This is a genomic window from Thiohalocapsa sp. (assembly GCF_022340605.1).
In the GTDB taxonomy this organism is placed as follows: domain Bacteria; phylum Pseudomonadota; class Gammaproteobacteria; order Chromatiales; family Chromatiaceae; genus Thiohalocapsa.
This window is the reverse complement of sequence record NZ_JAJDNQ010000112.1, coordinates 1-26,341: the sequence shown is the minus strand read 5'-3', so window position 1 is coordinate 26,341 and position 26,341 is coordinate 1. Positions and strand designations below refer to the sequence as shown.

The window sequence follows — 26,341 nt, the reverse complement described above, 5'->3', positions numbered from 1 at the left end:
CCGCCCTGCAACGACGCGCGCGGCGGAGAAAGGCTCGCCGAGCGCCCACCTTTCGGCTAGATTCTGTCGGTTTGGCCACTTCCAACAGGGACGCCACGCTTGATGACCTCCACCCCGGCACGGCCGGACGCCCAAGTACGGCCGGCCGTCGCGCCGGCGCAGATCCGACCCGCCGTGCCCGAGGATCTCGATGCGTTGGTGGCGCTGGAGAGCGCGAGCTTCGACAGCGACCGCATCACCCGCCGGCAGTTCCGCTATATGCTGGCCCGGGCGCAGGCGGTGCTGCTGGTGGCCACCGAGACACGGGCGGCGGGTGCGGTGGAGCCGCGGTCCGCGGCGGAGGCCGCCGGCGCGCCTGCCGACACCTCGGTGCCGCCGTTGCTCGGCTATGTGCTGGTGCTGTTCAATCGTGCCACGTCGGTGGCGCGGCTCTACTCCATCGCGGTGGACGCGCGCGCCCGTGGCCGCGGTATCGGTCAGGCGCTGGTGGCGGCCGCCGAGCGTGCCACCTGGGATGCGGATCGTGCCTATCTGCGCCTGGAGATCCGCCGCGACAATCTGCCCTCCCAGCGGCTGTTCGAGGGGCTCGGCTATCGGCGCTTCGGTGTGCTGTCCGACTACTACAACGACCACATGGAAGCGCTGCGCTACGAGAAGCAGCTCTCGCCCGACCCGGCGCAGGCGCCGGCGCGTGTACCCTTCTACGAGCAGACGCTGGACTTCACCTGCGGTGCCTCGTCGCTGATGATGGCCATGCACGCGCTGGACCCGTCCGTGACTCTGGACCGCACCCTGGAGCTGCGCATCTGGCGCGAGGCCACCACCATTTTCATGACCTCCGGCCACGGCGGCTGCGGCCCTTTCGGTCTGGCGCTGGCGGCGCACGCCCGCGGCTTTCGGGCGGAGGTCTTCGTCAACGACCGCGGCGTGCCGCTCATCGACTCGGTGCGCAGCCCGGAAAAGAAAGAGGTCATGCGCCTGGTGCACGAGGATATGCTCGCCGAGACCGCCCGCGCCGGCATCCCCATCACCTACGGCACGCTGGGGCTGGACGCGCTGGAGGCGCGCTTCGCCGCCGGCGCCGTGCCGCTGGTGCTCATCAGCAGCTACCGCATCTATGCGGAGAAGTTCCCGCACTGGGTGGTGGTGACCGGCTTCGACCGCAGCTTCGTCTACGTGCACGACCCGTTCGTGGACTACGAGCAGGGCGAGTCGCCGCTGGATTCCATGAACATGCCCATCCAGCAGGCGGAGTTCCGGCGCATGGCCCGCTACGGCCGGGCGGGGCTGCAGGCCGTGGTGCTGGTGTCCCAAGCCGGGAGCAAGTCCGGCAGCAGGTCCGGGCACAAGGCCGCGAGCAAGGCCGGGAGCAAGCCCGGAGCGCACGCCGATGGCTGAGCATGTGCTGCTCGTGGAGCAGCCGGCGGACTGGCGGGCGAGCTTCCCGCGGCTGAAGGTGGTCACCGCCCGCGAGTATCTGGCCGGCGGAGAGGAGTGGTCCGCACGGCGGCGGCTGCACCTGGTGAACCTGTGCCGCGGCTATCGTTATCTCAGTGTCGGCTACTACTGCTCGCTGCTGGCGGAGGCGCGCGGGCACCGCGTGCTGCCCGGCGTCGAGACCATCCAGGACCTGTCCAGCCGCGGGCTCTACGGGCTCGCGCTGGATGCCTTCGAAGTGCCGTTGCGGCGCCTGCCGCGGCGCACCTCGCCCGCGTCGGAAGGGCTCAGCCTGACGGTGCTGTTCGGCCAGTGCACCGAGCCGGATCTGCCGCCCGCGTTCCAGCAGCTGGCGCGGCGCGCGTTCGAGACCTTCCGCTGCCCGCTGCTGCGCCTGGAGCTGAAGCACGCCGGCGGCTGGCGGGTCACGGGCATCCGCGCGCTGACGCTGGACCGGCTGCCGGCGGCGGAGGAGCCGGCCTTCGTCGCCGCGCTGGAGGGCTATCTGTCTCAGCCTTGGCGGCGGCGGCGCGCCCGGCAGACCTATCGCTACGACCTCGCGCTGCTGCACGACCCGGCCGAGGCGCTGGCGCCGTCCAACCCGCGCGCGCTGAAGCGCTTCCAGCAGGCCGGCCGCGCGCTCGGCGTGAACGTGGAGCTCGTCACGCGCAAGGACTACGGCCGCCTCGCCGAGTACGATGCGCTGCTGATCCGCGAGACCACGCGCATCCACCACCACACCTTCCGCTTCGCCAAGAAGGCGGCGAGCGAGGGCATGGTGGTTATCGACGACCCGGTGTCCATCCTGCGCTGCACCAACAAGGTGTACCTCGCCGAGCTGCTGGAGGCCCGCGGCGTGCCGCGCCCGCGCACGCTGATCCTGCGCCGCGAGACGCTGCTGGACGTGGAGGCGGTGATCCCGTACCCGGTGGTGCTGAAGATCCCGGAAGGCTCCTTCTCGCGCGGCGTGTTCAAGGCCGCCGACCGGGCGCAGCTCCTGGACATCGCCGGGCGACTGTTCCGCGAGTCGGACCTGATCCTGGCGCAGGAGTATCTCTACACGGAATACGACTGGCGCATCGGCATCCTCGGCCGCCGCCCGCTCTATGCCTGCAAGTACTTCATGAGCCGCGACCATTGGCAGATCGTCCGCCACGACGCCGACGGCGGCCACGACGAGGGCGGCTTCGAGACCGTTGCCGTGGATGCCGTGCCGGCGGACGTCGTCGGCGTTGCACTGCGCGCCGCGAACCTGATCGGCGACGGTCTCTACGGCGTGGACGTGAAGGCCACCGCGCGCGGCGCACTGGTGATCGAAGTGAACGACAACCCCAACCTGGACGCCGGCATCGAGGACAAGGTGCTGGGCGAGGGGCTCTACCGGGCCGTCCTCGCGGAGATGGTGGCGCGGTTGGAGCGCCAGCGCAGCCCGGAGCCGCAGGCCGGGCGGGGAGGGCGCGGCGCATGAGCGCGGACGACCGGCAACGGCGGGAGCCGGCGGCGTCGCCTGCGGAGCTGGCGGCCGCGCTGGCCCGCTACCGGCCGCTGTTCGGCGACGTCGTGGACGACTGGGACGGCTTCATCGATGCCCTGGCGCGGCCGCTGGCCACTTGTATCTGGAGCCATCCAGGCCGCATCGACGGGGCACGTCTTGCCGGCTTGCTGGAGGAGCAGGGCGTGCCCGCGGCGCCGGTGCCCTGGCTCGCCAGCACACCCGGCACGGCGCTGCTGCTGCCGCCGGCGTTCAAGCCCGGCCAGCACTGGTGGTACTGCGCCGGGCTCGCCCATGCGCAGGAGGCCGTCTCGCAACTGCCGCCGCTGCTGATGGACCTTGCGCCCGGCCAGCGGGTGCTGGACCTGTGCGCGGCGCCCGGCGGCAAGACGGCGCAGATCGCGCTCGCGCTCGGCAACCGCGGCACCGTGCTCGCCAACGACTTCGCACCGGAGCGCATCGCGGCGCTGCAGGGCAACCTGGACCGCCTCGGTGTCGTCAACGTCAGCACCACTTGGGCCGACGGCGGCAACTACCCGGCCGCGGCCGGCCCCTTCGACCGCATCCTGGTGGATGCCCCGTGCTCCAGCGAGGGCACGCTGCGGCGCAACCTGAGCCTGGTACGCAAGATCGGCCCGGAGCGCAGCCAGCGCATGGCGAGCCGCCAGCGCGCGCTGCTGCGCAAGGCGGTGCAGCTCTGCCGGCCGGGCGGGCGCATCGTTTACTCCACCTGCACCTTCGCGCCGGAGGAGAACGAGCTGGTGGTGGCGGACATCCTCGCCGAGCAGGACGGCCGCTTGCGGCTGATGCCGGCGCCCGTGTCCTCCCGTCTGCCGGGGCTGGTGAGCGGCCCGGGCGTGACCCGCTGGCAGGGCCGCACGCTGCCGGAGGAGCTGGCGCACTGCCTGCGCGTGTGGCCGCACGCCAACGACACCGGCGGCTTCTTCATCGCCGTGCTGGAGAAAGGGGCGGATGCGCGCGGCCTGCCGCAGCCCGAGGCGCTGGCGCTGCGGTTGGAGCCGGACGACGCCGCCTGGTGCACCGGGGTGGCGGAGCACTACGGCCTGCCCGAGCCCGTCGAGGCCGCCTACCGCATCCAGCGCCAGTCCCGCCGCGGCCTGCACCTGGCGGCGGCGGACCACGCCCCGCCGGCGGCACCGGCACCCCAGGGCAGCGGGGTCTTCTTCCACCGCACCAACGTACGCCCACCCAAGCTCACCACCGCCGGTGCGCAGTTGCTGGGCGCCACCGCCACCCGCCAGGTGCTGGACCTGGACGCTCCCGCCGAGCGGGACGCCCACCTGCGCCGCGAGACGCTGACCCCGACCCCGGCCCAGCGCGCCGCCTGCCACCCCGGGCAAGTCATCGTCCGCCACCGTGGCTGGCCGCTCGGCGTGGCGGTGCTGCACCGCTCGGGCGATCTCGAGAGCCTGTTCCCGCGCAAGTGGAGTGGCTGTACCGCCGGCGGGTGAGCGCCGCCCCGCTCGAGCGTCGTCTACGCCGCGGCGGGTCGGTCGGGCGGAGGAACGAAGCCTGACGGGCGTGCTATGTCACCGCCTGTTTGTCGGGCCTCCTTCGTCGGCCCGACCTACGGCAGCCGGGTATCACGAGCTCCTCAAGCTGTGTGCTCGCCATGCTACCCGATGCGTCTGTCTCCGGCCGCGGTCATCGCGCCGTCATCGGGATGCATTCACATCGCGGTAGCATACCGGCCACGGCGTCCGTACCCATGCCGGAGGTACCCGCGCGACGCCGACGCCCGCCCGACCCGTATGAGCCCGGAGGCCGCAGATGAATGACACCGAGCACGAGCAGGTGGCGAAGCCGGCAGTGGCGCTGGTCTGGCGCTCCGTCGGAGGCTCGGGCATCAGCGACGATCTGGACGAGCACAATGCCGCCGTGGTGGCCGAGCTCGCGCGTCTGATCAAGGCCGGCGAGAAGGACGCGGTCAAGCATGCCATCAAGCGCTGGCCACCCCAGCACCTGCTGGCGCTCATCGTCCATCTGCCCATCAAACGGGCGCGCAAGCTGCTGGGGTGGTTGGACAAGCTGCAGACCCGGGTCGTCGCGGAGCTGAACCCGGCCTTCCGCTCCGCGCTGCTGGAGGATGCCACCGTGCAGCGGCTGGTGGAGGTACTGGACGGCCTGGAGCCGGAGGAGGCCGCCGATCAGCTCGAAGACCTGCCGGAGGAGGTGCAGCTGGAGGTGCTGCCCAGGCTGGAGCATCGCGCCGCCATCGAGTCCCTGCGCGGTTACCACGACGACTCCGCCGGCAGCATCATGAGCCGCAAGTTCGTCGCCGTGCCACCGGGCTGGACCGTGGGCCAGGTCGCGCACGAGATCCGCGCCAATGCCCGCGCCATCGAGAAGCTCTACGCCGTCTACGTGGTGGACGCCCGCCACCACCCGCTGGGCTACCTGCGCCTGCGCGACCTGTTGCTGTCGCCCAAGGAGGCGCGGGTCTACGACGTCATGAACACCGACTTCATCGCCGTCGGCCCGGACACGGACCAGGAGGAGGTGGCCAATATTGCCGACCGCTACGAGCTCTCGGTCGTGCCCGTGGTGGATGCGGACGGCCGGCTCATCGGCCGCATCACGCCCAAGCAACTGCGCCGGGTGCTGCGCGAGGAGGCCGAGGAGGATCGCAACATCATGGCCGGCCTGCCCGCCGATACCCGCCCGGACGAGTCCATTGCCCGCATCGTGCGCGGGCGCATCCCGTGGCTGCTGATCGGTCTCGGCGGCGCCAGCCTGTCGGCGGCCGTGGTGGGCTCCTTCGAGGACCAACTCGCCCGGGCCGCGATCCTGGCGAGCTTCATCCCCATCGTCATGTCCATGGCCGGCAACGCCGGCATCCAGGCCAGCACCGTGGCGGTACAGGGGCTGTCCACCGGCACGGTCAAGTTCGGCGACCTGGGCTGGCGGCTCGCCAAGGAGCTGCTCGCCGCGCTCGCCAACGGCGTCATCGCCGCGCTGGTGCTGGTGGCGCTGGTGATCGGTGTCGCGCAGATGACGGACTTCGATGCCCCCGCGGTGCTGGCGGCGAGCGCGGGGCTGTCGCTGATGACGGTGGTCGTCATTGCCGTCACCGTCGGCGCCACCGTCCCCATCGTGCTGGACAGGCTCGGCATCGACCCGGCCATGGCGACGGGCGTGTTCATCACCACCGGCAACGACATCTTGTCGGTGATGATCTTCTTTCTGATGATGTCGCTGTTCTACCTGCCGCTCTTGGACTGAGCCGGTCGCACGCCGGCGACCGCTGCTGCCGGGCATCCCCGTCGTTGCCTGGAGGCGGCCGGCCGCCGCGTGCTAGCCTCTTGGGCTTTCCGCGACCCTGCGATGCCCGTGTCCGATCTCCAACTGCTGAACCAATTGCTGCGTCTGCTCGCCGAGCTCACCGAAGACTCCGAGGGCTACCTGGAGCGTGAGGACGACTTCCAGCGCTGGTACAACCGCGGCTATGCCAACGGCATGGCGGCCGCGCTGACCGCGCTCGGCCATGGCGAGGCGGTTGCCCGCACCGTCGAGCCCGACCCCTACGACCGCGCCCGCGACCAGGACCACCTGCCCTGGGGCAAGGCCTACGAGCATGGCCGCGAGATGGGCGAGCGGGAGACCCACGAGGTTATGTGAGCCCGTGTGTGGAAGCGGCACTCCCGGCGTGGGAGCGGCACTCTCGGTGCCGCGACTCGCCCGGAAAGCGGCAGATCCATAAGGCCATGTGACCCCGCGGCGCGCCATCCCCACCGTAACGAGCACCAACACGGACCGCCACGCCTGCATAATGGCAGACGCCCGCGGTGCCGCCCCGCCGAGATCGCGCCGGGGACGGCGCTGCCACAGCCGCCGCTTCATCGAGCCACGAGCAACACCATGCCCAAGTTCGTCTCCTTCAACATCAACGGCATCCGCAGTCGCCCACACCAACTGGAGGCCATCAAGGCCAAGCTCGACCCGGACGTCATTGGCATTCAGGAGTCCAAGGTAGCCGACGATGCCTTTCCCGAGGACATGATCCGCGGCCTGGGCTTCGAGCCTCATTATCACGGGCAAAAGGGCCACTATGGCGTCGCGCTGTTGTGCAAGCACCCGCCCGTCAGCGTCTGCAAGGGCTTCCCCACCGACGCCGAGGACGCCCAGCGCCGCGCCATCACCGGCAAGTTCACGCTGGCGGACGGTGAAACCATCACCATCATCAACGGCTATTTCCCGCAGGGCGAAAGCCGCGACCATCCCACCAAGTTTCCGGGCAAGGAGAAGTTCTACGCCGACCTCGACACCTATCTGCGCGAGCACTACCGCCCGGACGAGCCGTTGATTGTTATGGGGGACATGAACGTCGCGCCGCTGGATGCCGACATCGGTATCGGCGAGGACAACGCCAAGCGCTGGCTGCGCAGCGGCAAGTGCAGCTTCCTGCCGGAGGAGCGCGACTGGCTCGAGACCATCACGGACTGGGGCCTCATCGACGCCTACCGCGTCATCCATCCGGACGTCACCGACCGCTTCAGCTGGTTCGACTACCGCTCCCGCGGCTTCGAGCGCGACCCCAAGCGCGGGCTGCGCATCGACCTGATCCTCATCACCGAGCCTGTGCGAGAGCGCCTCAAGGACGCCGACATCGACTACGACATCCGCGGCCTCAACAAGCCCTCCGACCACTGCCCCGTCTGGATCGAGCTCGAGTAGCCGCGAGCGAGCCGTGGAGCGTCGGCTTCCAGCCGGCACCCGCGCGGCGACAGCCGTGCTCATGCACTTGGTTCTGTCCCCTCGGCCAGAGGGCGTCGAGGCGGTACGTCAGTCGATGAGCAGAACCTTGGCACCGCGGACGGGGCCGCGCTTGAGCTCCAGGAGGGCGCGGTTCGCCTCTTCCAGCCGATAGGTCTCAACCTGTGGCCGCAGCGGAACCTCCGCGGCGATGGGTAGGAACTCGGCGATGTCCTGGTGGGTCACGTTGGCCACCGTCTTGATCTCCTTCTCCAGCCACAGGTGCTTGCGGTAGCTCAGGTGCTGCAGGTAGTCCTTGTCGCCGGCCTCCTTGCGGATCGCATTGATCACCAGGCGGCCGCCGGGCACCAGATTGGCCATTGCCTCCACCACCGGCTTCCACGCCGGCGTCGTGTCGATGATGGCATGCACAGGCTTCGGTGAGCGGTCCGTCGTGTCGCCCGCCCAGACCGCCCCCAGCTCCAGCGCGAATTCCCGCGCGTCGGCGTCACGGGCGAATACGTAGACCTCGGAATTGGGGTGCGTCTGCCGCAGGATCTGCAGGACGATGTGGGCCGAACCGCCGAAGCCGGTCAGGCCGAGCCGCTGGCCGTCCTCGAGGCCGGTGAGCCGCAGCGCCCGGTAGCCAACCCCGCCGGCACACAGCAGGGGGGCGGCTTCGGCGTCCGAGAACACCTCTGGAATGGGATAGGCGTAGGTCTCGGGGACGGTCATGTACTCGGCGTAGCCGCCGTCGACATCGCGGCCGGTCGCCTCGAAGTCCGGGCTGAGATTCTCGTCGGGCTCGCCGGAGGACGCGTGGATCCAGCCGACACCGACACGGTCGCCAACGGCGAAGCGGGTCGCGCTCTTCCCAATCTTGTCGACCCGGCCCACGATCTCGTGCCCGGGCACGACGGGGAGTCGCGGCGGGGCCGTGCGTCCCTCGATCTCGTCGAGCTCCGTGTGGCAGACGCCGCAGGCGGAGACCCTGATCCGGACCTCGCCGGGTCCCGGCTCGGGGTCCGGGAGCTCGACGGATGCCAGCGGCGCCTCGTCGTCGGCCAGTGAGACGATGCGGTCGATTACCATTGCGCGCATGATGTCTGTCCTCCGGGGGCGGGGTGCTGTTCTCCTTAACGCTATAGGGTGAATCAGCTTCGTCAAGCCAAGCGTTTCTGCAGAGAAAGCGCGGTAACGAGCGCGGCGGCATCGACGGCAGCTTGCGTACGGCAACAGGGGAGCTGTAACGATGGCGCCCAATCGTCTCGCGACACCGCCCCGAAGGTGGTTCGCGGCTCGTCCGAGACTGGACAAGCGTCTGCTGTAGAGTGGGCAAAGCGATAGCGTGTCCACCAGGGTGTGGCGCCGACCGCCTGCAGGATGGGCACGCTCCGCTTTGCCCCTCCTACGCGGCTAGGTGTTTCATTCGTGTCCGTCGTAAAGTCAGGAGACATCCCGCTCCCGTCGGCTTGCCGACACCGGGTCGGGGTGCCCTGCTGTCGGCGTGAGGTGCTCCCGCCTGACTCGCCGCGGACAGCGCTCTACTCCCAAAAACATGCGTTTGTCAGGCGTTGGCTGCGGGGGCGAGGGCCGCATATCCGGCTGATCGGGCCTGCGCCAGCCGTCAACGCCTGGACGGAATTCGCGGGCGGCTAGGGAAATCGCCGAGCGCTGGATGGTGACAATGATTTGGGTTCGAAGGATCGAACGTGGCAATGTAATAGGCCTGACACCTCGGTCCGGCGCCTGCGTGCCGGGCCCGCATCTGCCGCGAACCGGGACAAAGCCCGAGAGGAGCCTATGACCCACTACGTCCACGAGCGCACGGCGAAAGAGAAGCACGTGCTGGCGAAGAAGCTTCAGAAGGTAGAGCGCGACGCGCGCCGCAAGGCGATCCGCGAGCGCGACCGCCTGGTCGGCCTGCAGGTCACACCGACGGCGTCGGTAGAAGACGACGCCCCGCGCCGGGAGCCCGGCGACGACAACTGGAGCGGCTTCGGCTTCGACCTGCATCCACACGTGACCTTCGTTTCCAGCTTCGTGCTCATCGTCTTCATCGTGCTGACGCTGATGTTCCATCAGCAGGCGGACGCCTTCTTCGACGACGCCATGTCCATCATCACCGGCACCATGGGTTGGTTCCTGATCCTGGTGGTGAACATCTTCATCCTGGCGGCGCTGTACTTTGCGCTCGGCAAGTTCGGCAGCATCCGCATCGGCGGCGCCGACGCCAAGCCGGAGTTCTCGACGCTGGCCTGGTACGCGATGCTGCTCAGCGCCGGCATGGGCATCGGGCTCATGTTCTGGAGCGTCGGCGAGCCCATGTTTCACTACCAGTCGCCGTCGCCGATGTTCGGCAACATCGCGCCGAACACGCCGGAGGCGGCGCAGGCGGCCATGGGCGTGACCTACTTCCATTGGGGCATCCATCCCTGGGCCATTTATGCCATCGTCGGCCTGGGGCTCGCCTTTTTTGCCTTCAACCGCGGGCTGCCGCTCACCATTCGCTCGGTGTTCTACCCGCTGCTGGGTGAGCGCATCTACGGCTTCTGGGGCAACCTGATCGACGTCCTGTCGGTGCTGGCGACGCTGGTGGGGCTCGCCACGTCGCTCGGTCTCGGCGTGCAGCAAGTAAACGCGGGGCTCAACCACCTCTTCGGCATCGGCATCGACACCAAGACCCAGGTAATCCTGATCGCCATCATCACGAGCTTCGCGACCATGTCGGTGTTCGCCGGGCTGGATTCCGGCGTCAAGCTCCTGAGCCAGGCCAACATGGTGATGGCCGGCGTGTTCATGCTGTTCCTGCTGCTGGTGGGGCCGACGGTCTACATCCTGAGCGGCTTCACGCAGAACCTGGGCTACTACCTGACCATCTTCCCCGAAATGAGCCTCTGGACGGAGACCTTCCGAAACACCAATTGGCAGGGTTCCTGGACGGTGTTCTACTGGGCCTGGTGGATCTCCTGGTCGCCCTTCGTGGGCATGTTCATCGCGCGCATCTCCAAGGGCCGCACGGTCCGGGAGTTCATTTTCGGTGTCATCGTGATACCGACGCTGCTGTCGTTCGTCTGGATGTCCGTATTCGGTGGCACGGCGCTGAACCTCCAGGCCCATGGCATCGCCGACATTGCCTCCGCCGTCAATGACGACGTCGCCAAGGCGATGTTCGCAATGCTGGACAACTTCCCGCTGCACCATGTCCTGTCCGGCATGGCCGTCATCCTGGTGGTGATCTTCTTCGTCACCTCCTCGGACTCGGGCTCCCTGGTGGTGGACCACCTCACCTCCGGCGGCAAGCTGGACTCACCCACCACCCAGCGTGTGTTCTGGGCCGTGATGGAGGGCGTGGTGGCCGCCGTGCTGCTCATCGGCGGCGGGCTGACGACGCTCCAGACCGCTTCGGTCAGCACGGGCCTGCCGTTCGCCTTGGTGCTGCTGGTGGGGGTCTATTCGCTCTATGTTGGCCTGAGCCAGGAGCTCTATGTCGAGAACGCGGTGCAGAAGGCGGTGGCCGCCGCCGAGAGCGACCACCTGCTCAAGGAGGCGGTGGAGTCCGTGGTGCAGGGGGACGACGCTGCGGTAGCGGAGCCGGCACGACCCGCCTAGCAAGGACGCCTCTCCGACCGTGCTCAGGGACGCGGCATGCGGCGGCCGTGTCCGGACACTGGCGCTAGAAGCTGGCGCCCGCAACTGCTGGCGCAGGCACACCCGCGCTCCAGGGCGCGGGCTGCCGCTGCGGTTGTGGGACAATCGGCGGATGTTCTGCGACGTGAATCGGGAGTCGAGTATGAGCGAGCCGTCTTCGGGTTATGGTCAGCCGGTGGAGGCGCCGGCGCCGGTGGCACCGGCCGCGGAGGTGTCGGGCAACGACATTGTTGCGCTGGCGGATGCGCCGCCCGCCGAGCAGCAACAGATCAAGTCGCTGCTGGCGGAACTGGACATGACCGACGCCAGCTCCATCATGCATTTCGGCGCCAGCGCCCAGCAGCAGCTCACGGCGGTGTCCGACCAGATGCTGGAGGGCGTGCGCAGCAAGGACACGGGCGCCGCGGGCGCGACCCTGAGTCAGATGGTGGGCACGCTGCGCGGCTTCGACGTCGAGGCGTTGGACCCGAACGCGAAACCGGGCTTTCTCGCGCGGCTCTTCGGCAATGCCGGCAAGCCCATCGTCAGGTTTCTTCAGGAGTACGAGGAGGTGCGCGACCACATCGAGCGCATCACCATCGACCTGGAGCGGCACAAGACGCGGCTCTTGACGGATGTCACGAGCCTGGACCGGCTCTATGACGCCAACCTGGCCTACTTTCGCGAGCTGGAGCACTACATCGCCGCCGGCGATGCGAAGCTCGCGGAGCTGGACCAGGAGACTATCCCCAAGCTCGCCACCGAGGTGGAACGTGCCAGTGACATGGTGGCGGCGCAGAACCTGCGCGACCTGCGCGGCGCCCGCGATGACCTGGAGCGACGGGTGCATGATCTGAGGCTCACGCGTCAGGTGGCCATGCAGGCGCTGCCGAGCATTCGCTTGGTGCAGGAGAATGACAAGGGGCTGATCAACAAGATCAATTCCACGCTGGTGAACACCGTGCCGCTGTGGCGACAGCAATTGGCGCAGGCCATCACCATCTACCGCTCCGGGCGTGCCGCCGAGACGGTCAAAGCCGCCACGGACCTCACCAACGAGCTGCTGCGCGCCAACGCCGAGAACCTGAAGCAGGCAAACGTGGAGGCGCGCCGGCAGATCGAGCGCGGTGTGTTCGACATCAAGACCGTCAAGCAGGCCAATCAGGCGCTGATCGAGACCATCGAGGAGAGCTTGGCGATTGCCGACGAGGGCAAGCGCGCCCGCGCGGCGGCGACAGCAGAGCTGACGCAGATGGAGTCCGACCTGCGCAAGACGCTGGCGGCGGCAAGCGCGGCGACCTCGGGTCAGCAGCGAACGGCGCCGCGGTAGCTTACCTGAGGCCGGGAGCTCGCGCTGGCTCGCATTGAGCCTCGCACCCGGGTCTCGCAGACGCCGCCGGTGGGGCATCGAGCCGCGCCGGCGGCGGGCCGAGTGCAACTCGGCGCCCCCAGGGTAGGTTGTGCCGGCGAGGCCGAGCCGGCTGATGCGGCGGGTGCGCGGTGTCGGGCTTCGCTGTCGCTTAGCCCGATACGGCGCTCAGCAGCGGAACAGACCGCCCAGGTCGATGCGGTAGCCGGGCAATGCCGCGACTGTCACCTGGCTCAGGTCGTTCGCCTCCGCGACGGTTTGGTAGCCCTCGGCAGAGGGCTCGCGGTACATGCTCAGCTTGCCTGCCGGGATGTCCACGAGCCAGGACTCCTGCACGCCGGCGGCGGCGTACAGTGGCAGCTTCTTCTCCCGGTCGTAGCGCACCGACGATTCGGCCACCTCCACCAGCAGCAAGATGTCGTTGGGGACCGGATAGGCGCTGGCGTAGAAGTCATCGCGCGGGCGCAGCAGCGCAATGTCCGGCTGCGGTAGCGAGAAGTCGCCGATGCGGATCGGGTTTTGGACGGACAGAATGACTTGATCGCCGAGCAGACGACTGAATAGATTGGCGACGCGGTTCACTGCGCCGGAATGCGGGATGCCGATCGGCGGCATATCGATGATCTCCCCGTCGATGAGCTCCACCCGGTCGTCCTCGGTGAGGATGCCGGCTTCGCCCATGCGCAGGTACTCCTCGACGCTGAAGCGGTAGCGGTGATAGAGGTCTTCGGCGGTGGCGGACATGCAAAGGCTCCGGGCGCCTCTTGTTTGCGCAGAAGGAAATCACGCGGGGCAATTCAGTCTAGATCGCTGTTTGGCCAAGGGCCAAGGGTGGGGGGCTAGCCCTTTGCTCCCCGCGCTCGGCTCTAGGCCCTAGTGCTTCGCTGCGGAAATTCCGAGACGGGGCTCCCTCGTCGTCTTTGGCGTAATCGGAGTCGTAATCGAATATTCGCGCGGTTGAGACCACGATTACGACAACGACAACGACCAGAGACGGTCTTCGGACTGGCGCACTGTTGCCCCGGCACCTAGGCCCCTGGGCTCTTCTTCCTTGGCGGCAACAGATCCGTAATGGACCCGTGCGCCATTTCGGCGGCGAGGCCGATGGTCTCGTTCAGCGTCGGGTGCGGGTGGATGCTCATGCCGATGTCCTCCATGTCCGCGCCCATCTCCAGCGCGAGCACCGCCTCGCCGATGAGCTCGCCGGCATTGGGGCCGACGATGCCGGCGCCCACGATGCGCTTGGTCTGCGGGTCGAATAACAGCTTGGTGAGCCCCTCGTCGCGGTGGATGCCGAGCGCCCGGCCGCTGGCGGCCCAGGGGAAGACGCCTTTCTCGACCTCGATGCCCTTCGCATTGGCCTCGTGCTCGGTGAGGCCCATCCAGGCCACCTCCGGGTCGGTGTAGGCCACCGACGGGATGGTCAGCGGGTCGAACAGCGCGGGCTGTCCAGCGATGACCTCCGCGGCCACCTTGGCCTCGTGGGTTGCCTTGTGCGCCAGCATCGGGCCGCCGACGACGTCGCCGATGGCGAAGATGTTGGGCACGTTGGTGCGCATGTGCTGGTCCACGTGGATGAAGCCGTGCTGATCCACGTTGACGCCGGCCGCCTCGGCATTGATGAGCTTGCCGTTGGGGCGGCGGCCGACGGCGACCAGCACCTTGTCGTAGGTGGCCTCGCCCGGGGATTTGCCCTCGAACTCGACCTTGATGCCGTCCGAGGCCGCCTCCATGCGCGAGACCTTGGTCTCCAGCATGATCTTGCTGTAGCGCTTCTTGACGACCTTTTGCAGCGCACGCACCAGGTCCAGGTCGGCGCCGGGCATGAGCTGATTCTGAAGCTCCACGACATCGATCTGGCTGCCGAGGGCCGCGTAGACGCTGGCCATCTCGAGCCCGATGATGCCGCCGCCGACCACGAGCATGCGCGCCGGGATGCCGTCGATGGCAAGCGCGTCGGTGGAGTCCATGACCCGCGGATCATCGTGCGGAAAGCCCGGGATGCGGATCGGGCTGGAGCCGGCGGCAATGATGCAATGATCGAAGGAGACGGACACCTTGCCCTCGCGGCCGTCCACGCCGATGCGGTTTGGTGCCTCGAAGCGCCCGCTGCCCTGGACCACCTCCACGCCACGCTGTTTGGCCATGCCGGCCAGCCCGGACGTGAGCTTCGTCACGATCTTGTCCTTGCCGGCGCGCATCTTGTCGAGGTCGATGGTGGGTGGCGCGAAGGTCACGCCCATCGCGCCCATGGCTTTCGCCTCCTCGATGATGGCGGCCGTGTGCAGCAGCGCCTTGGACGGGATGCAGCCGACGTTGAGGCAGACGCCACCCAAGGTCGGATAGCGCTCGATGAGCACCACCCGCAGCCCTAGATCCGCGGCGCGAAAGGCCGCCGTGTAGCCGCCGGGACCGGCGCCGAGCACGGCCACCTGGGCGCTGAGCTCCTTGATGGGGGGTGAATCGGTCATGGGGCGCTCCGGGTGCAAATGGGTTGGGTCTGGTCAAAGGCGACGGGACGAGCCGTTAGGATATGCGCTAGCGCTGGCGTCGGTCACGGTCGCTTGCGTCTGCGGCGCGTATGGCTTGCATGGTCGCTCATCTCCCAACGGGTGAGCGATGGCGCAAGCCTGATGATGCTATCATTGCTGGCAAATGCGATCCGGGGAGATTCTTCAATGGCAAGCTTGGTTGTCAGAAATTTGGATCCGGACGTGGTTGCAGCACTCAAGCAACGCGCCGCCGCGTCCGGACACAGCGCCGAGGCTGAGCATCGCCTGATCCTCGAGCAGGCATTGCTCCGTCCGCGCAAGTGCTCGTTCGCTGAAGTGCTGTCGGCGATGCCGGACGTGGGGCAGGACGGCGACTTCGAGCGCATCGATGCGGCGGAGCCTGCTGCCGGTGTACTTGATTGACACCAACCTCATCAGCGAGGCGCGAAAGGGGGAACGCGCCGATGCCGGTGTGCGCTCCTTCTTCGCGGCGGCGGAGTCCGATGGTCGGCTGCTCTACCTGTCGGCGGTGACGATTGGCGAGTTGCGGCGTGGGGTCGAACTGATCCGCCATCGGCGCGATTTTCAACAGGCGCAACGGCTGGAGGCTTGGCTTACCACCATCGTTACCGACTACGGCGACCGCATCCTGCCGCTCGATGCCGATGTCGCCCAACTTTGGGGACGCCTGCGGGTGCCTCATGCCGAGCACATTCTCGACAAACAGATTGCCGCGACGGCGCTGGTCTACGATCTCACCCTGGTCAGCCGTAACACGGCCGATTTCCGGCAGACGCCGGTGCGGCTGCTGAATCCGTTCACCGGCGCACCGGACTGAGCGCGTCGGCTGGTTGCCGAGTGCACTCATGCGGAAGTATCGAGGTCAGTCTCAAGGCTGCGCGCGGCGCTGATCCGTGTCGCCCTCCAGGGCGACACGCGCTCGCCCCGGATAGCGAACGGCATCGACAATTCCAAGGCCGTGCACTAGACGCGGACGCCACAGGCGCCAAGCTGACGGCGCACGATCGGGTCGGTGCGGTTCTTCGAGGTCGCCGCCTTCATGAACACCACCACCCGGTCGATGTCGCGGACGACGCCGAGCAGGAAGCTCGGGTCCGGATAGCGGTCCTTCAGCGACTCGAACGCCATGTCCATCAGCGGCTCGTCGGCGCGGGCGATACCCACGGCGTAGGCCGTCGCGCAGGCGAGGCCCGGGTGGCGGTGGTGGATGCGGTCCGCGAAGCGCCGCCAGGACTCCAGCCAGCCCGTCCACTCCTGCGCCGAGACGCCCGCCCTGGCGGTGCGCAGGAACAGCACCACCTTGACGAACTCCGCCTGCCAGGGCCAGTCCGGCAGACCCGCCTTGCCCCGCAGCCGGTCGATGACCCGGCCGTGGTACATCTGGCAGTGGTCGCACTGGTAGTACAACGCCAGCGCGTAGGCGATGTACTCGCGCTCCAACTCCCCGAGGGTGAAGGGGTCTGACTCCCCGGGGCACCCGGAGAAGGTGTGTGCATGCAGCTCGTTCAGCACATCGTTGAACGGTTGCCCCTGGATGGACTCTCGTACGGCCCGCGCGGTCACGTCTCTCACCTCGTACAGCGTTGGTGGAACATCAGTATCCGGCGATATTGTCGATCTTGTGCCGCCGCCGGGGTATGTCTTGGGTCAGCGATCGGTGCCGCACCCGTTCGCGGATACTGGGGCTGGGCGGCCCGGGCTTGCCCTCGATCAGCTCGATCAGCGTTCGCAGACGCTCCACCGCGGCGGCGCCTCGAATCCGGCGCGGCGCGATCTGCAGCACCAGGGTTGGCGGGCCGCCCTTGATCCCGGCCGCGGTCTGCGCAGAAGGTCGCACGAGTGCTTCGCTGCGGAAATTCCGAGACCGGGCTCCCTCGTGGTCGTGGTCGTAATCGAATATCTGGACGGTTGAGATCACGATTACGACAACGACAACGACCTGAGACGGTCTCGGGACTTGAGCACCGGTGCACGAGCCAGGTCGGGGAGAGGTCGATGCTGGACCTGATTTCGAGCACGCATTGGCCAATAATGGGCGTCTCCTGAGTCGCGCCCTAAGGGGATTTTCGTGCAGCCAGTCTCTTTTCCGACCTTCCTCACGGTCCTGAGCGGCGTCTGCTGGACCCTGGTCTACATCGACGGCATTCGCCTGGGCTTCAAGCAGCACACCTATGCGATGCCGTTTTGGGCGCTCGCCTTAAACATCGCCTGGGAATTCTTGCACGCGGCCTTGGGTTATCAGCACGCGGGCCTCGCGCTGCAGACCGTCATCAACGGTGTCTGGGCGCTGTTCGACGTGGGCATCCTCTACACCTATCTGCGCTATGGCCGAAAATGGTTTCCGAAGGACCTGCCCGCCGGCGCGTTCATCCTTTGGACCTTGCTTGGGCTCACCACCGCCGCGGTCGTTCAGTACGGATTCGTCGTGGAGCTCGGGCTCGTGGCTGGCCGTGCGTACGCCGCCTTCCTGCAGAATCTCCTCATGTCGGTGCTCTTCATTGGCATGTTTGCTCAGCGCGCCGGCAGCGAGGGACAAAGCCTGACGATTGCCGTGAATAAGTGGGTGGGGACGCTGGCGCCGACCATCCTGTTCGGCGTTGTCGGCGCAAAGGGTTTCGACGGCCCGAACAGGTTCATCCTGGCCATCGGCCTGTTGTGCAGCGTCTTCGACCTGATCTACATCGCGCTGCTGGTCCGGGCAAAGGCCCGCGAGCGGCGCGGCGAGCCGAGCCGCCGCGCCGAGCGGGGAGAGTTGGGGTCAGTCTCGGTGGCAGATTGAACGCACCCGCCTGAGCAAACAGCATCGCCGCCTCGGCTCTGCCCGCAGACCCGGGGCCGCGCGATGGCCCGCTACAGCAACAGCCGCCGGATATCCCCCAGGAGACTCGCGAGCAGGGTGGTGAAGCGTACGCCGTCGGCGCCGTCGACGACGCGATGGTCGTACGACAGCGACAGCGGCAGCATCAGGCGCGGCGTGAACTCCTTGCCGTTCCAGACGGGCTTCATTTCGGAGCGGGAGACGCCGAGGATGGCGACCTCCGGGGCATTGACGATGGGGGTGAAGGCCGTGCCGCCGATGCCGCCGAGGCTGGAGATGCTGAACACGCCGCCCTGCATGTCGCCGGGCAGGAGCTTGCCGTCGCGAGCCTTGGCGCTCACGTCCATGAGCTCGCGGGCGAGGTCGAACAGGCCCTTCTTGTCCACGTCGCGCAGCACCGGCACCACCAGGCCGTTCGGCGTGTCCACGGCGACGCCGATGTGGGTGTAGTGCTTCATCACCAGGGACTCACCGCCGGCGCCGAGGGATGCCTTGAGGATGGGCATCTGCGCCAGCGCGCCGGCGACGGCCTTGAGCAGGAAGGGCATGAAGGTGAGCCTCACGCCGGCCTTTTCGGCGGCCGCCTTCTGATCCTTGCGGAAGGACTCCAGCTCGGTGATGTCCGCCTCGTCGAACTGGGTGACGTGCGGCACCGAGAGCCAGCAGCGGTGCAGATGCGCACCGCTGATCTTCTTGATGCGCGGCAGGGGCTGGGTCTCCACCTGGCCGAACTTGGCGAAGTCCACCTCCGGTGCCGCCGGCAACTGGAAGGGCAGGCCGGCGGCGGGTGCGGCAGGTGCGCCGGCGCTCAGGGTCTGCTTCACATAGCCCTGGACGTCGTCCTTGACGATGCGGCCCTTGCGGCCGCTGCCCTTGACCCGGTTGAGGTCTACGCCGAGCTCGCGGGCGAAGCGGCGCACCGCCGGGCTCGCGTGCGGGGTGCGGCCGCTGGCGATGGCTTGCATGTCCTCGGGGCGCGGCAGCACCGGGGCCTTGCGGCGCTCGGACTCGCCGGGCAGCGGGCCGGCTGCCCCGGGTGCTGTCGCGGCCTCGGGCTTTGGTGTGGCGGCCGGGGCCTGGGCGGACTCGGCCTCCTCGGCGGAGTTGTCCGGCTCGCTCGCTCCCGGCACCGGCGCGGCGCTGCCGAGCAGGGTCATCAGCAGGTCGCCCCGGTTGATCTGATCGCCAACCGTGACGGCGACGGATTGCACCTCGCCAGCGGCGGGCGAGGGGATCTCCATGGTGGCCTTGTCGGACTCCAGGGTCAGGATCGATTGATCCACGGCCACCTGGTCGCCGACGTTCACCAGCACCTCGATGACGGGGATGTCGGCGAAGTCGCCGATGTCGGGCAGCCTCACGTCCACCGCGGCGGCTGGTGCCGTCGCAGATGCTGCGGCGGGTGCGGTGGGCGCTGCCGCTGCGGTGCCGGCCGGTGGCGACTCGGCCGGTGCTGGCGTTGGTGCTGGAGTCGGTTCTGTCGCGGCTCGCTCTTGCTCGGCAGCGGCCGCGCCGTCGGTCTCGACGGTCATCAGCAGCGCTTCCTTGCTGATCTTCTCGCCGACGGCCACCTTGATCTCCTTGACGGTGCCGGCGACCGGGGAGGGGATCTCCATGGTCGCCTTGTCGCTCTCCAGGGTCAGCAGTGACTGTTCGGGCTCGATGGTGTCGCCGGGGGCGACCAGGATCTCGATGATCTCCACGTCGGCGAAGTCGCCGATGTCCGGCAGCAGGACGTTCTCTACGCTTGCCACGGTGCGTTCTCCTCGGTGCAGCTCTTGCAATGGCGGGTTGCGTCGGTCGCAAACAACACCGTGGTTAAACAGTGACCGGGTTCGGCTTGTCCGGATCGATCCGGTACTTCTCGATGGCCTCGCGCACGCGTCCGGGGCTGATCTCGCCCTCGTCGGCCAGCGCCTTGAGCACCGCGATGGCGATGTACCAGCGGTTCACCTCGAAGAACTTGCGCAACTGGCTGCGCATGTCGCTGCGCCCGTAGCCGTCGGTGCCGAGCGTGACATAGCGTCGGTGCAGGTAGGGGCGGATCTGGTCTGCGTAGGTGCGGATGTAGTCGGTGGCGGCGACGATGGGGCCCTCGGTCTCGCCGAGCTGCTCGGCCACAAAGGGCAGCCGCGGGCTCTCGTCCGGGTGCAGCATGTTCCAGCGCTCGGCGTCGATGCCGTCGCGCCGCAGCTCGTTGAAGCTGGTCACGCTCCAGACGTCGGCGGCGACGTCGAAGTCCCGCGCCAGCAGGTCCGCCGCGGCGATGACCTCCCGCAGGATGGTGCCGCTGCCCAGGAGCTGCACGCGGTGCTTGCCGGCCTCGGCCTGGCTGAAGCGGTAGAGGCCGCGGCGGATGCCATCCTCGGCGCCCTCGGGCATGGCCGGGTGGGGATAGTTCTCGTTCATGACGGTGATGTAGTAGAAGCAGTTCTCCCGCTCCTGGTACATCCGCCGCATGCCGTCCTGCACGATCACCGCCAGCTCATAGGCGAAGGTCGGGTCGTAGGTGACGCAGTTCGGGATGGTGGACGCCACCACGTGGCTGTGGCCGTCCTGGTGCTGGAGGCCCTCGCCGGCAAGGGTCGTGCGCCCGGCGGTGCCGCCGAGCAGGAAGCCGCGTGCCTGCATGTCGCCGGCGGCCCAGGCGAGGTCGCCCACGCGCTGGAAGCCGAACATGGAGTAATAGATGTAGAAGGGGATCATCGCCTGGCCGTGGTTGGCGTAGGCCGTGGCGGCGGCGATCCAGGACGACATGGCGCCGGCCTCGTTGATGCCCTCCTGAAGAATCTGGCCGTTCTTTTCCTCGCGGTAGTACATCACCTGGTCCGAGTCCACCGGCTCGTACAACTGGCCCACGTGAGAGTAGATGCCAAGCTGGCGGAACATGCCTTCCATGCCGAAGGTGCGCGCCTCGTCCGGCACGATGGGCACCACCAGCTTGCCGATCGCTTTGTCGCGGATGATCATCGAGAGCATCCGCACCATGGCCATGGTGGTGGACATCTCGCGGTCGGCGCTGGACTCCAGCAACTGCTTGAAGGTGTCCAGACCCGGAATCGGCAGCGGCGCGAAGTCGCCCTTGCGCGCCGGCAGCGGGCCACCCAGGGCCTCGCGGCGCTCCTGAAGGTACTGCATTTCCGGGCTGTCCGGTGGCGGCTTGTAGAAGGGCGCCGCGCCAATCTGGTCGTCGGAGATCGGGATGTTGAAGCGGTCGCGGAACGCCTTGAGCGCCGTCTCGCCCATCTTCTTCTGCGAGTGGGTGATGTTCATGCCCTCGCCGGCGATGCCCATGCCGTAGCCCTTGACCGTCTTGGCCAGGATCACCGTCGGCTGGCCTTGGGCGCGCATGGCGGCGGCATACGCCGCATAGATCTTGATGGGGTCATGGCCGCCGCGGTTGAGGCGCCAGATGTCCTCGTCGGTCATGTTGGCGACCATGTCCGCGAGCTCCGGGTACTTGCCGAAGAAGTGCTCGCGGGTGTATGCGCCACCCTTGGCCTTGTAGGCCTGGTAGTCGCCGTCCACGCACTCCTCCATGCGCTGGAGCAGGAGTCCGTTCTTGTCGCGAGCCAGGAGCGGGTCCCAGTAACTGCCCCAGATGACCTTGATGACGTTCCAGCCGGCGCCACGGAACACGGCCTCCAGCTCCTGGATGATCTTGCCGTTGCCGCGCACCGGGCCGTCCAGGCGCTGGAGGTTGCAGTTGACGACGAAGACCAGGTTGTCGAGGCGCTCGCGCGCGGCAAGCGAGATGGCACCCAAGGATTCGGGCTCGTCCATCTCGCCATCGCCGAGGAAGGCCCAGACCTTCCGCCCTTCCGTGTGCAGCACGCCGCGGTCGGTGAGGTAGCGCATGAAGCGCGCCTGATAGATGGCCATGAGGGGGCCCAAGCCCATGGACACGGTCGGGAACTGCCAGAAGCCCGGCATCAGCCAGGGGTGCGGATAGGACGACAGGCCATGGCCGTCCGCCTCCTGGCGGAAGCCGTAGAGCTGCTCCTCGCTGAGCCGGCCTTCCAGGAAGGCGCGGGCATAGATGCCGGGTGCCGAGTGGCCCTGGATGAACACCAGGTCGCCGCCGAAGTCCTTGTTGGCGGCGCGGAAGAAATGATTGAAGCCGACGTCGTACAGGGTCGCGCCGGAGGCAAACGAAGAGATGTGCCCGCCGAGCTCCGTGGACAGCCGGTTCGCCTGCACCACCATGGCCATGGCGTTCCAGCGCACGAAGGAGCGGATGCGCCGCTCCATGGCGCGGTCGCCCGGGAAGCGCTCCTGCTGCTGCACCGGGATGGAGTTCAGGTAAGCCGTGTTCGCGCTGAAGGGCAGGTAGGCCCCGGAGCGGCGCGCCTTGTCGATGAGGCGCTCGAGCAGGTAGTGGGCGCGCTCGATGCCCTCCTGCTCCAGCACGGCGTCGAGGGCGTCGAGCCACTCCTGAGTCTCTTGCGGGTCGATGTCGGGCTTATTGGCCATGGGCGTGATTCTGTGATCCTGGGGGCTGGGCCTGTGGCTGGACCCGTGGCTGGGCAGGGTGGCCTGGGCTTCGGCTTGGGCTTAAGCCTGGCGGCGCCGGCAACGGCTGCTTGCGGACCGTTGCCGCGGTGCCGGACAGGTTCCGGGCATGCGGCACGCGGACCTGGCAATGCCGCGCAAGCGCGCACGCTAACCCACGGCTGGAATATTGGCAAATACTGATGATTGCCGGGGCGAATAATGGCAGCCCCCAATATGACCCTTTCGGTCGGCCGCAGGGGCCGTGGGCTTGCTGGCATGCCCCCGCGGGCGTCGATCGTACCGCGAACGGGCCGGGCCGCGAATCGACCATGCCATTTGGCCCCGTCGGCTGGATGCCCGACATGACAAACCCCCGCCAGCGTACGCTGGACGGGGGTTTGGGCCGCCCGTGCCCGGGCGGGGCTGGACGCCAACGCGGCCCAAATTGACCGCGTCGTCGCCCGGGGTCGCTACGGGTGTCGCGTCACGACTTGGCCGGTGCCTCCGCCGCTGGCTGGGTCGAGGCGTCACCGGCCGGCTGCTCCGCGGGGGCCTGCTGCCCAGCCGGCGCGGCGGCTGGCGCCGGACCGTACATCGCGGGCCAGCCCCAGCCGCGGTGCGCGGCACGGCGGTGCTGCGACATCTGGCGCATCGCCTCGCGGCGGGCCGCGGCGCGCTGCTGCATCGCCTCGCGCCAAGCACCCATCTCCGCCTGGCGGGCCTCACGGTCGGCGCCGAAGGCGGCAGGCATGGACGGCATCTCCGGCATGTCGGGCATGCTCACGCCGGCCGGCAGGTCCGGCATGTCGGGCATCTCCGGCATGTCGGGAACTTCGCCGATCTTGGGGGGCTTACCGAAGGCCGGCATGTCGGGCATCTCGGGACGCAGGCTGGAGACGGGGCCGAACGGCGTCGGCGGGGCCATGCGGTCCATCCAGTCGCGCTGGTTGTCCATCATGCTCTTGATGGCCTCGCCCTGTTGCTCGGCGAAGTCACGCTGCTGATTCGCCATGGCCTCGAATTGTCCGGGGTTCATCGGACCAGCGCCCCAAGGGCCATAGCCGGAACCCCAAGGTGCGTACCCTGCATAAGGTGCATACGGGCCGGAAAAACCATAGGGGCCGTAGCCCGGTGCCAGCCACTGGGCGGTGGCGGTTGCGGCGGCCGCGGCGAGGGCGACGGCGGAGACGGAGAGTGCCAGCTTCTTCATGGATGCACACCTTCAGTAGGGTCCTGCCGGCGCGGCGGCCGTTATCGGCTCGGCAGTGCGCGCCGGGCTGGAGGGTTTCCGGGTCAGCAATGGTCGGTCTTGTTCTGCAGGCGATCCGCTAGGGACGCAGCGCGGCGTGCCGAACGGACGCCGTCCAGTATATAAGAAAAAGCTGAAATAGCAACCGCAAGCACCGAAGGTTCCGTCGTGCCGACAGGCGTCGGCTATGCCGCGACGGGCTGTGCCGAGATCGGGCGCACGTGTCGTGGGGTGCTGCCAGGTACACGGCGCGGTGACCGCGTTGCGCGGGCGCTGGAAGCCGTTGCCGTAAGGGTTCCCGTGGATCTCGCCTGCGCCCGATTGCGGCCATGTCGTTTACAATCCGCGTCTGCGGCAGCGCCGATCTCTCGGCGTTGCCCGTGCGGGGCAGGACGCCCGGCCATTTTCAGCGGCACAAGCCATTGAAAATGGAGGCGTTCGAGAGCCGCGTTTTCGAGCGCCGGGCCGATCATGGCCAAGATGGCCGATCATCGGCGTCTCCCTAGTTGATCACCAGGACCGATCCCTTTGCTGCAACTCCTCGCCATTGCCGGCGGCGGCGCGCTGGGCGCGCTGACGCGCTTCTTCGTCTCCAACGGCGTCTATCGCCTGCTGGGGCGGGACTTTCCCTGGGGCACGCTGAGCGTCAATCTGTTCGGCTCTTTCGCAATGGGGCTCTTGTTCGTGCTGCTGCTGGAGCGCAGCCTGGCGTCGGCGGAGCTGCGGGCGGCGATCCTGATCGGCTTCCTCGGCTCCTTTACGACCTTCTCCACCTTCTCGCTGGAGACCTTGACGCTGGTGGAGCAGGGCGACATGCTGCCGGCGCTGCTGAATGTCGGCGTCAGCGTGGTCGTGTGCATCGCCGCCTGCTGGGCCGGGATCATCGCCGCGAGGGCCATCTGAGCCCAGAGAGCTTATGAGCAAGACGCAATGCAACGCAGCCCCCGAGGCAAGCTCCGAGCCGGGTGCGGAGGTGGGGGCCACCGAGCAGACCCTGCTCTGGGCCACCATGGTGCGGGTGTACTTGAGCGAGTCCGACCACGGCCTGAAGCCGCTTCTCAAATGCCTGCACGACGAGCTCAAGGTCTGCGGCGCCACTGTAACCCGGGGCGTCGCCGGCTTCGGCGCGTCGGGCGTCGTCCACAGCGCCGGGCTGGTGGATCTGTCCTCGGACCTGCCGCTGGTGCTGGAGTTCTTCGACCGGCCCGACCGCGCGCGTGCCGCCATCGAGCGCATCAAGGACTTTGTTGAGCCGGGGCACGTGGTGTCCTGGAGCGTCAACGTGGAATGCAACGGGCGGCGCAAGCCCAAATAAGTCGCCATCCCGTGGGCGCGGCGTCCCCGCCGCGATCTGGCCGGCGGTGCAAAGGGCACGGCGCCCGGGCAGCGGACTAGGCATGCCGGTGCTGCGACCCCTCATCGCGCCGGGGACGGCGCTCCCACAAGATCATCGAGATCGAATCATGCTGGACCCGAAACTGCTCCGCTCGGACCTAGAGCACGTCGCAGCCCAACTTGCCCGTCGCGGCTTCACGGTGGACATCGCCCGCATCGAGGCGCTGGAGGGCCGTCGCAAGGGGCTGCAAACGGAGGTGCAGGAGCTCCAAAACCTGCGCAACACCCGGTCCAAGGCCATCGGCAAGGCCAAGGCGGCGGGTGAGGACATCGAGCCGCTGAAGGCGGAGGTGGCGCAGTTCGGCGAGCGGCTGAAGGCGCTGGACGCGGAGCTGGATGCGCTGCAAGCCGAGCTGCGGCAGATTGCGCTCGGCCTGCCGAACATCCCCGATGCGAGCGTGCCGGACGGGGCCGATGAGCGCGCCAACCGCGAGGAGCGCCGCTGGGGCGAACCGCCGGTGTTCGACTTCGCGCCCAAGGATCACGTGGACTTGGGCGTGCCGGCCGGCTGGATGGACTTCGACGCCGCCGCCAAGCTCACCGCGGCGCGCTTCGTGGTCTTGAGCGGCCCGCTCGCCCGGCTGCACCGGGCGTTGATCCAGTTCATGCTGGACGTGCACACCACCGAGCACGGCTATAGCGAGACCTATGTGCCGTATCTCGTCAACGCCGACAGCCTCACTGGCACCGGGCAGTTGCCCAAGTTCGCCGCCGACCTGTTCCGGGTGCCCAGTGGCCAGACGGAAGAAGGCGACGGCGGCCGGGACTTCTATCTCATCCCCACCGCCGAGGTGCCGGTGACCAACCTGGTGCGGGACGTCATCGTCGACGCCGAAGACATGCCGCGCAAGTGGGTGGCCCACACGCCCTGCTTCCGCAGCGAGGCCGGTTCTCATGGCAAGGACACCCGCGGCATGATCCGCCAGCACCAGTTCGAAAAGGTCGAGCTGGTACAGGCGGTGCGCCCGGCGGAGTCCTTCGACGCGCTGGAGCAGCTCACCGGCCATGCCGAGCGCATCCTGAAGCGCCTGGAACTGCCGTACCGGGTCGTCACCCTGTGCACTGGCGACCTGGGCTTCAGCGCGGTCAAGACTTACGACCTGGAGGTCTGGCTGCCGGGCCAGGATCGCTACCGCGAGATCTCCTCCTGCTCCAACTTCGCGGACTTTCAGGCGCGCCGGCTGCAAGCGCGCTGGCGCAACCCGGAGACGGGCAAGCCCGAGCTGCTGCA

At 68.0% G+C, this 26,341-nt stretch carries 22 protein-coding genes; 14 read left to right on the top strand and 8 right to left on the bottom strand.

What is annotated here, in order from left to right:
• Nucleotides 1-102 precede the first annotated feature (102 nt).
• The 6 genes from LJE69_RS14545 (at nt 103) to xthA (ending at nt 7,624) form a co-directional block, all read left to right on the top strand.
• On the top strand, nt 103-1,398 hold the full coding sequence (locus LJE69_RS14545) for a GNAT family N-acetyltransferase/peptidase C39 family protein (RefSeq protein ID WP_296926351.1): 1,296 nt from the start codon (nt 103-105) through the stop codon (nt 1,396-1,398).
• A complete protein-coding gene (locus tag LJE69_RS14540; protein WP_296926317.1) occupies nt 1,391-2,905 on the top strand; it encodes a RimK family protein in 1,515 nt (504 codons plus the stop codon). The genes LJE69_RS14545 and LJE69_RS14540 overlap by 8 nt, the downstream gene beginning before the upstream one ends.
• Nucleotides 2,902-4,401 carry an RsmB/NOP family class I SAM-dependent RNA methyltransferase gene (locus LJE69_RS14535; RefSeq protein ID WP_296926315.1) on the top strand — a complete coding sequence of 500 codons (1,500 nt, stop codon included), beginning with the start codon at nt 2,902-2,904 and terminating at the stop codon, nt 4,399-4,401. The genes LJE69_RS14540 and LJE69_RS14535 overlap by 4 nt, the downstream gene beginning before the upstream one ends.
• 319 nt (nt 4,402-4,720) lie before the next feature.
• Nucleotides 4,721-6,172, top strand: coding sequence for a magnesium transporter (gene mgtE / locus LJE69_RS14530; RefSeq protein WP_296926313.1), 1,452 nt, complete (start codon nt 4,721-4,723; stop codon nt 6,170-6,172).
• 108 nt (nt 6,173-6,280) lie between these two features.
• On the top strand, nt 6,281-6,568 hold the full coding sequence (locus LJE69_RS14525; RefSeq protein WP_296926311.1) for a hypothetical protein: 288 nt from the start codon (nt 6,281-6,283) through the stop codon (nt 6,566-6,568).
• Nucleotides 6,569-6,808: 240 nt separating this feature from the next.
• Nucleotides 6,809-7,624 (top strand): exodeoxyribonuclease III, encoded by an 816-nt coding sequence (gene xthA / locus LJE69_RS14520; protein ID WP_296926309.1) that lies wholly within the window; start codon nt 6,809-6,811, stop codon nt 7,622-7,624.
• 108 nt (nt 7,625-7,732) lie between these two features.
• Here the strand turns inward: xthA and LJE69_RS14515 are convergent, their stop codons facing one another.
• Nucleotides 7,733-8,743, bottom strand: coding sequence for a zinc-dependent alcohol dehydrogenase family protein (locus LJE69_RS14515; protein ID WP_296926307.1), 1,011 nt, complete (start codon nt 8,741-8,743; stop codon nt 7,733-7,735).
• A gap of 702 nt (nt 8,744-9,445) precedes the next feature.
• On the opposite strand from LJE69_RS14515, the gene LJE69_RS14510 reads away from it, so the two are divergent.
• Both LJE69_RS14510 and LJE69_RS14505 read left to right on the top strand, forming a co-directional pair.
• Complete coding sequence (locus LJE69_RS14510) at nt 9,446-11,254, top strand: BCCT family transporter (RefSeq protein ID WP_296926306.1); 1,809 nt, start codon at nt 9,446-9,448, stop codon at nt 11,252-11,254.
• Nucleotides 11,255-11,435: 181 nt separating this feature from the next.
• Nucleotides 11,436-12,602 (top strand): toxic anion resistance protein, encoded by a 1,167-nt coding sequence (locus LJE69_RS14505; RefSeq protein ID WP_296926304.1) that lies wholly within the window; start codon nt 11,436-11,438, stop codon nt 12,600-12,602.
• A gap of 207 nt (nt 12,603-12,809) precedes the next feature.
• Here the strand turns inward: LJE69_RS14505 and LJE69_RS14500 are convergent, their stop codons facing one another.
• Both LJE69_RS14500 and lpdA read right to left on the bottom strand, forming a co-directional pair.
• Nucleotides 12,810-13,385, bottom strand: coding sequence for a Uma2 family endonuclease (locus tag LJE69_RS14500; RefSeq protein ID WP_296926302.1), 576 nt, complete (start codon nt 13,383-13,385; stop codon nt 12,810-12,812).
• 284 nt (nt 13,386-13,669) lie between these two features.
• On the bottom strand, nt 13,670-15,112 hold the full coding sequence (gene lpdA / locus LJE69_RS14495; RefSeq protein ID WP_296926299.1) for a dihydrolipoyl dehydrogenase: 1,443 nt from the start codon (nt 15,110-15,112) through the stop codon (nt 13,670-13,672).
• Between the two features lie 207 nt (nt 15,113-15,319).
• Here lpdA and LJE69_RS14490 point away from each other — a divergent pair, with 207 nt between their 5' ends.
• Both LJE69_RS14490 and LJE69_RS14485 read left to right on the top strand, forming a co-directional pair.
• Nucleotides 15,320-15,556 carry a DNA-binding protein gene (locus tag LJE69_RS14490; protein WP_296926297.1) on the top strand — a complete coding sequence of 79 codons (237 nt, stop codon included), beginning with the start codon at nt 15,320-15,322 and terminating at the stop codon, nt 15,554-15,556.
• Complete coding sequence (locus LJE69_RS14485) at nt 15,543-15,971, top strand: type II toxin-antitoxin system VapC family toxin (protein ID WP_296926349.1); 429 nt, start codon at nt 15,543-15,545, stop codon at nt 15,969-15,971. Before LJE69_RS14490 ends, LJE69_RS14485 begins: the two co-directional genes overlap by 14 nt.
• Nucleotides 15,972-16,117: 146 nt before the next feature.
• On the opposite strand, the gene LJE69_RS14480 is transcribed toward LJE69_RS14485, so the two are convergent.
• Nucleotides 16,118-16,717, bottom strand: coding sequence for a hypothetical protein (locus LJE69_RS14480; RefSeq protein ID WP_296926295.1), 600 nt, complete (start codon nt 16,715-16,717; stop codon nt 16,118-16,120).
• Between the two features lie 31 nt (nt 16,718-16,748).
• Complete coding sequence (locus LJE69_RS14475) at nt 16,749-17,072, bottom strand: hypothetical protein (RefSeq protein WP_296926293.1); 324 nt, start codon at nt 17,070-17,072, stop codon at nt 16,749-16,751.
• 150 nt (nt 17,073-17,222) lie between these two features.
• Between LJE69_RS14475 and LJE69_RS14470 the strand changes: the two genes are divergently transcribed.
• A complete protein-coding gene (locus tag LJE69_RS14470; RefSeq protein WP_296926292.1) occupies nt 17,223-17,933 on the top strand; it encodes a hypothetical protein in 711 nt (236 codons plus the stop codon).
• Between the two features lie 71 nt (nt 17,934-18,004).
• Here the strand turns inward: LJE69_RS14470 and aceF are convergent, their stop codons facing one another.
• The 3 genes from aceF to LJE69_RS14455 form a co-directional block, all read right to left on the bottom strand.
• The gene (gene aceF / locus LJE69_RS14465; protein ID WP_296926289.1) at nt 18,005-19,726 is read right to left on the bottom strand and encodes a dihydrolipoyllysine-residue acetyltransferase; all 1,722 of its coding nucleotides are present in this window, start codon (nt 19,724-19,726) and stop codon (nt 18,005-18,007) included.
• 64 nt (nt 19,727-19,790) lie between these two features.
• On the bottom strand, nt 19,791-22,445 hold the full coding sequence (gene aceE / locus LJE69_RS14460; protein ID WP_296926288.1) for a pyruvate dehydrogenase (acetyl-transferring), homodimeric type: 2,655 nt from the start codon (nt 22,443-22,445) through the stop codon (nt 19,791-19,793).
• Nucleotides 22,446-22,950: 505 nt separating this feature from the next.
• Complete coding sequence (locus LJE69_RS14455; protein WP_296926286.1) at nt 22,951-23,676, bottom strand: hypothetical protein; 726 nt, start codon at nt 23,674-23,676, stop codon at nt 22,951-22,953.
• A gap of 567 nt (nt 23,677-24,243) precedes the next feature.
• On the opposite strand from LJE69_RS14455, the gene crcB reads away from it, so the two are divergent.
• From crcB to serS, 3 genes are all read left to right on the top strand, one after another.
• Nucleotides 24,244-24,618, top strand: a complete 375-nt coding sequence (gene crcB / locus LJE69_RS14450) for a fluoride efflux transporter CrcB (RefSeq protein ID WP_296926284.1) — start codon at nt 24,244-24,246, stop codon at nt 24,616-24,618.
• 13 nt (nt 24,619-24,631) lie between these two features.
• Nucleotides 24,632-25,030 (top strand): DUF190 domain-containing protein, encoded by a 399-nt coding sequence (locus LJE69_RS14445; protein ID WP_296926282.1) that lies wholly within the window; start codon nt 24,632-24,634, stop codon nt 25,028-25,030.
• 148 nt (nt 25,031-25,178) lie between these two features.
• The coding region (serS, locus tag LJE69_RS14440; protein WP_296926280.1) for a serine--tRNA ligase at nt 25,179-26,341 on the top strand (1,163 nt) is incomplete at its 3' end.

Coding starts and splice junctions, on each gene's coding strand:
- LJE69_RS14545 (WP_296926351.1), top strand. CDS start 103: ATGACCTCCACCCCGGCACGGCCGGACGCCCAAGTACGGCCGGCCGTC.
- LJE69_RS14540 (WP_296926317.1), top strand. CDS start 1,391: ATGGCTGAGCATGTGCTGCTCGTGGAGCAGCCGGCGGACTGGCGGGCG.
- LJE69_RS14535 (WP_296926315.1), top strand. CDS start 2,902: ATGAGCGCGGACGACCGGCAACGGCGGGAGCCGGCGGCGTCGCCTGCG.
- mgtE (WP_296926313.1), top strand. CDS start 4,721: ATGAATGACACCGAGCACGAGCAGGTGGCGAAGCCGGCAGTGGCGCTG.
- xthA (WP_296926309.1), top strand. CDS start 6,809: ATGCCCAAGTTCGTCTCCTTCAACATCAACGGCATCCGCAGTCGCCCA.
- LJE69_RS14515 (WP_296926307.1), bottom strand. CDS start 8,743: ATGCGCGCAATGGTAATCGACCGCATCGTCTCACTGGCCGACGACGAG.
- LJE69_RS14510 (WP_296926306.1), top strand. CDS start 9,446: ATGACCCACTACGTCCACGAGCGCACGGCGAAAGAGAAGCACGTGCTG.
- LJE69_RS14505 (WP_296926304.1), top strand. CDS start 11,436: ATGAGCGAGCCGTCTTCGGGTTATGGTCAGCCGGTGGAGGCGCCGGCG.
- LJE69_RS14500 (WP_296926302.1), bottom strand. CDS start 13,385: ATGTCCGCCACCGCCGAAGACCTCTATCACCGCTACCGCTTCAGCGTC.
- lpdA (WP_296926299.1), bottom strand. CDS start 15,112: ATGACCGATTCACCCCCCATCAAGGAGCTCAGCGCCCAGGTGGCCGTG.
- LJE69_RS14490 (WP_296926297.1), top strand. CDS start 15,320: ATGGCAAGCTTGGTTGTCAGAAATTTGGATCCGGACGTGGTTGCAGCA.
- aceE (WP_296926288.1), bottom strand. CDS start 22,445: ATGGCCAATAAGCCCGACATCGACCCGCAAGAGACTCAGGAGTGGCTC.
- LJE69_RS14455 (WP_296926286.1), bottom strand. CDS start 23,676: ATGAAGAAGCTGGCACTCTCCGTCTCCGCCGTCGCCCTCGCCGCGGCC.
- LJE69_RS14445 (WP_296926282.1), top strand. CDS start 24,632: ATGAGCAAGACGCAATGCAACGCAGCCCCCGAGGCAAGCTCCGAGCCG.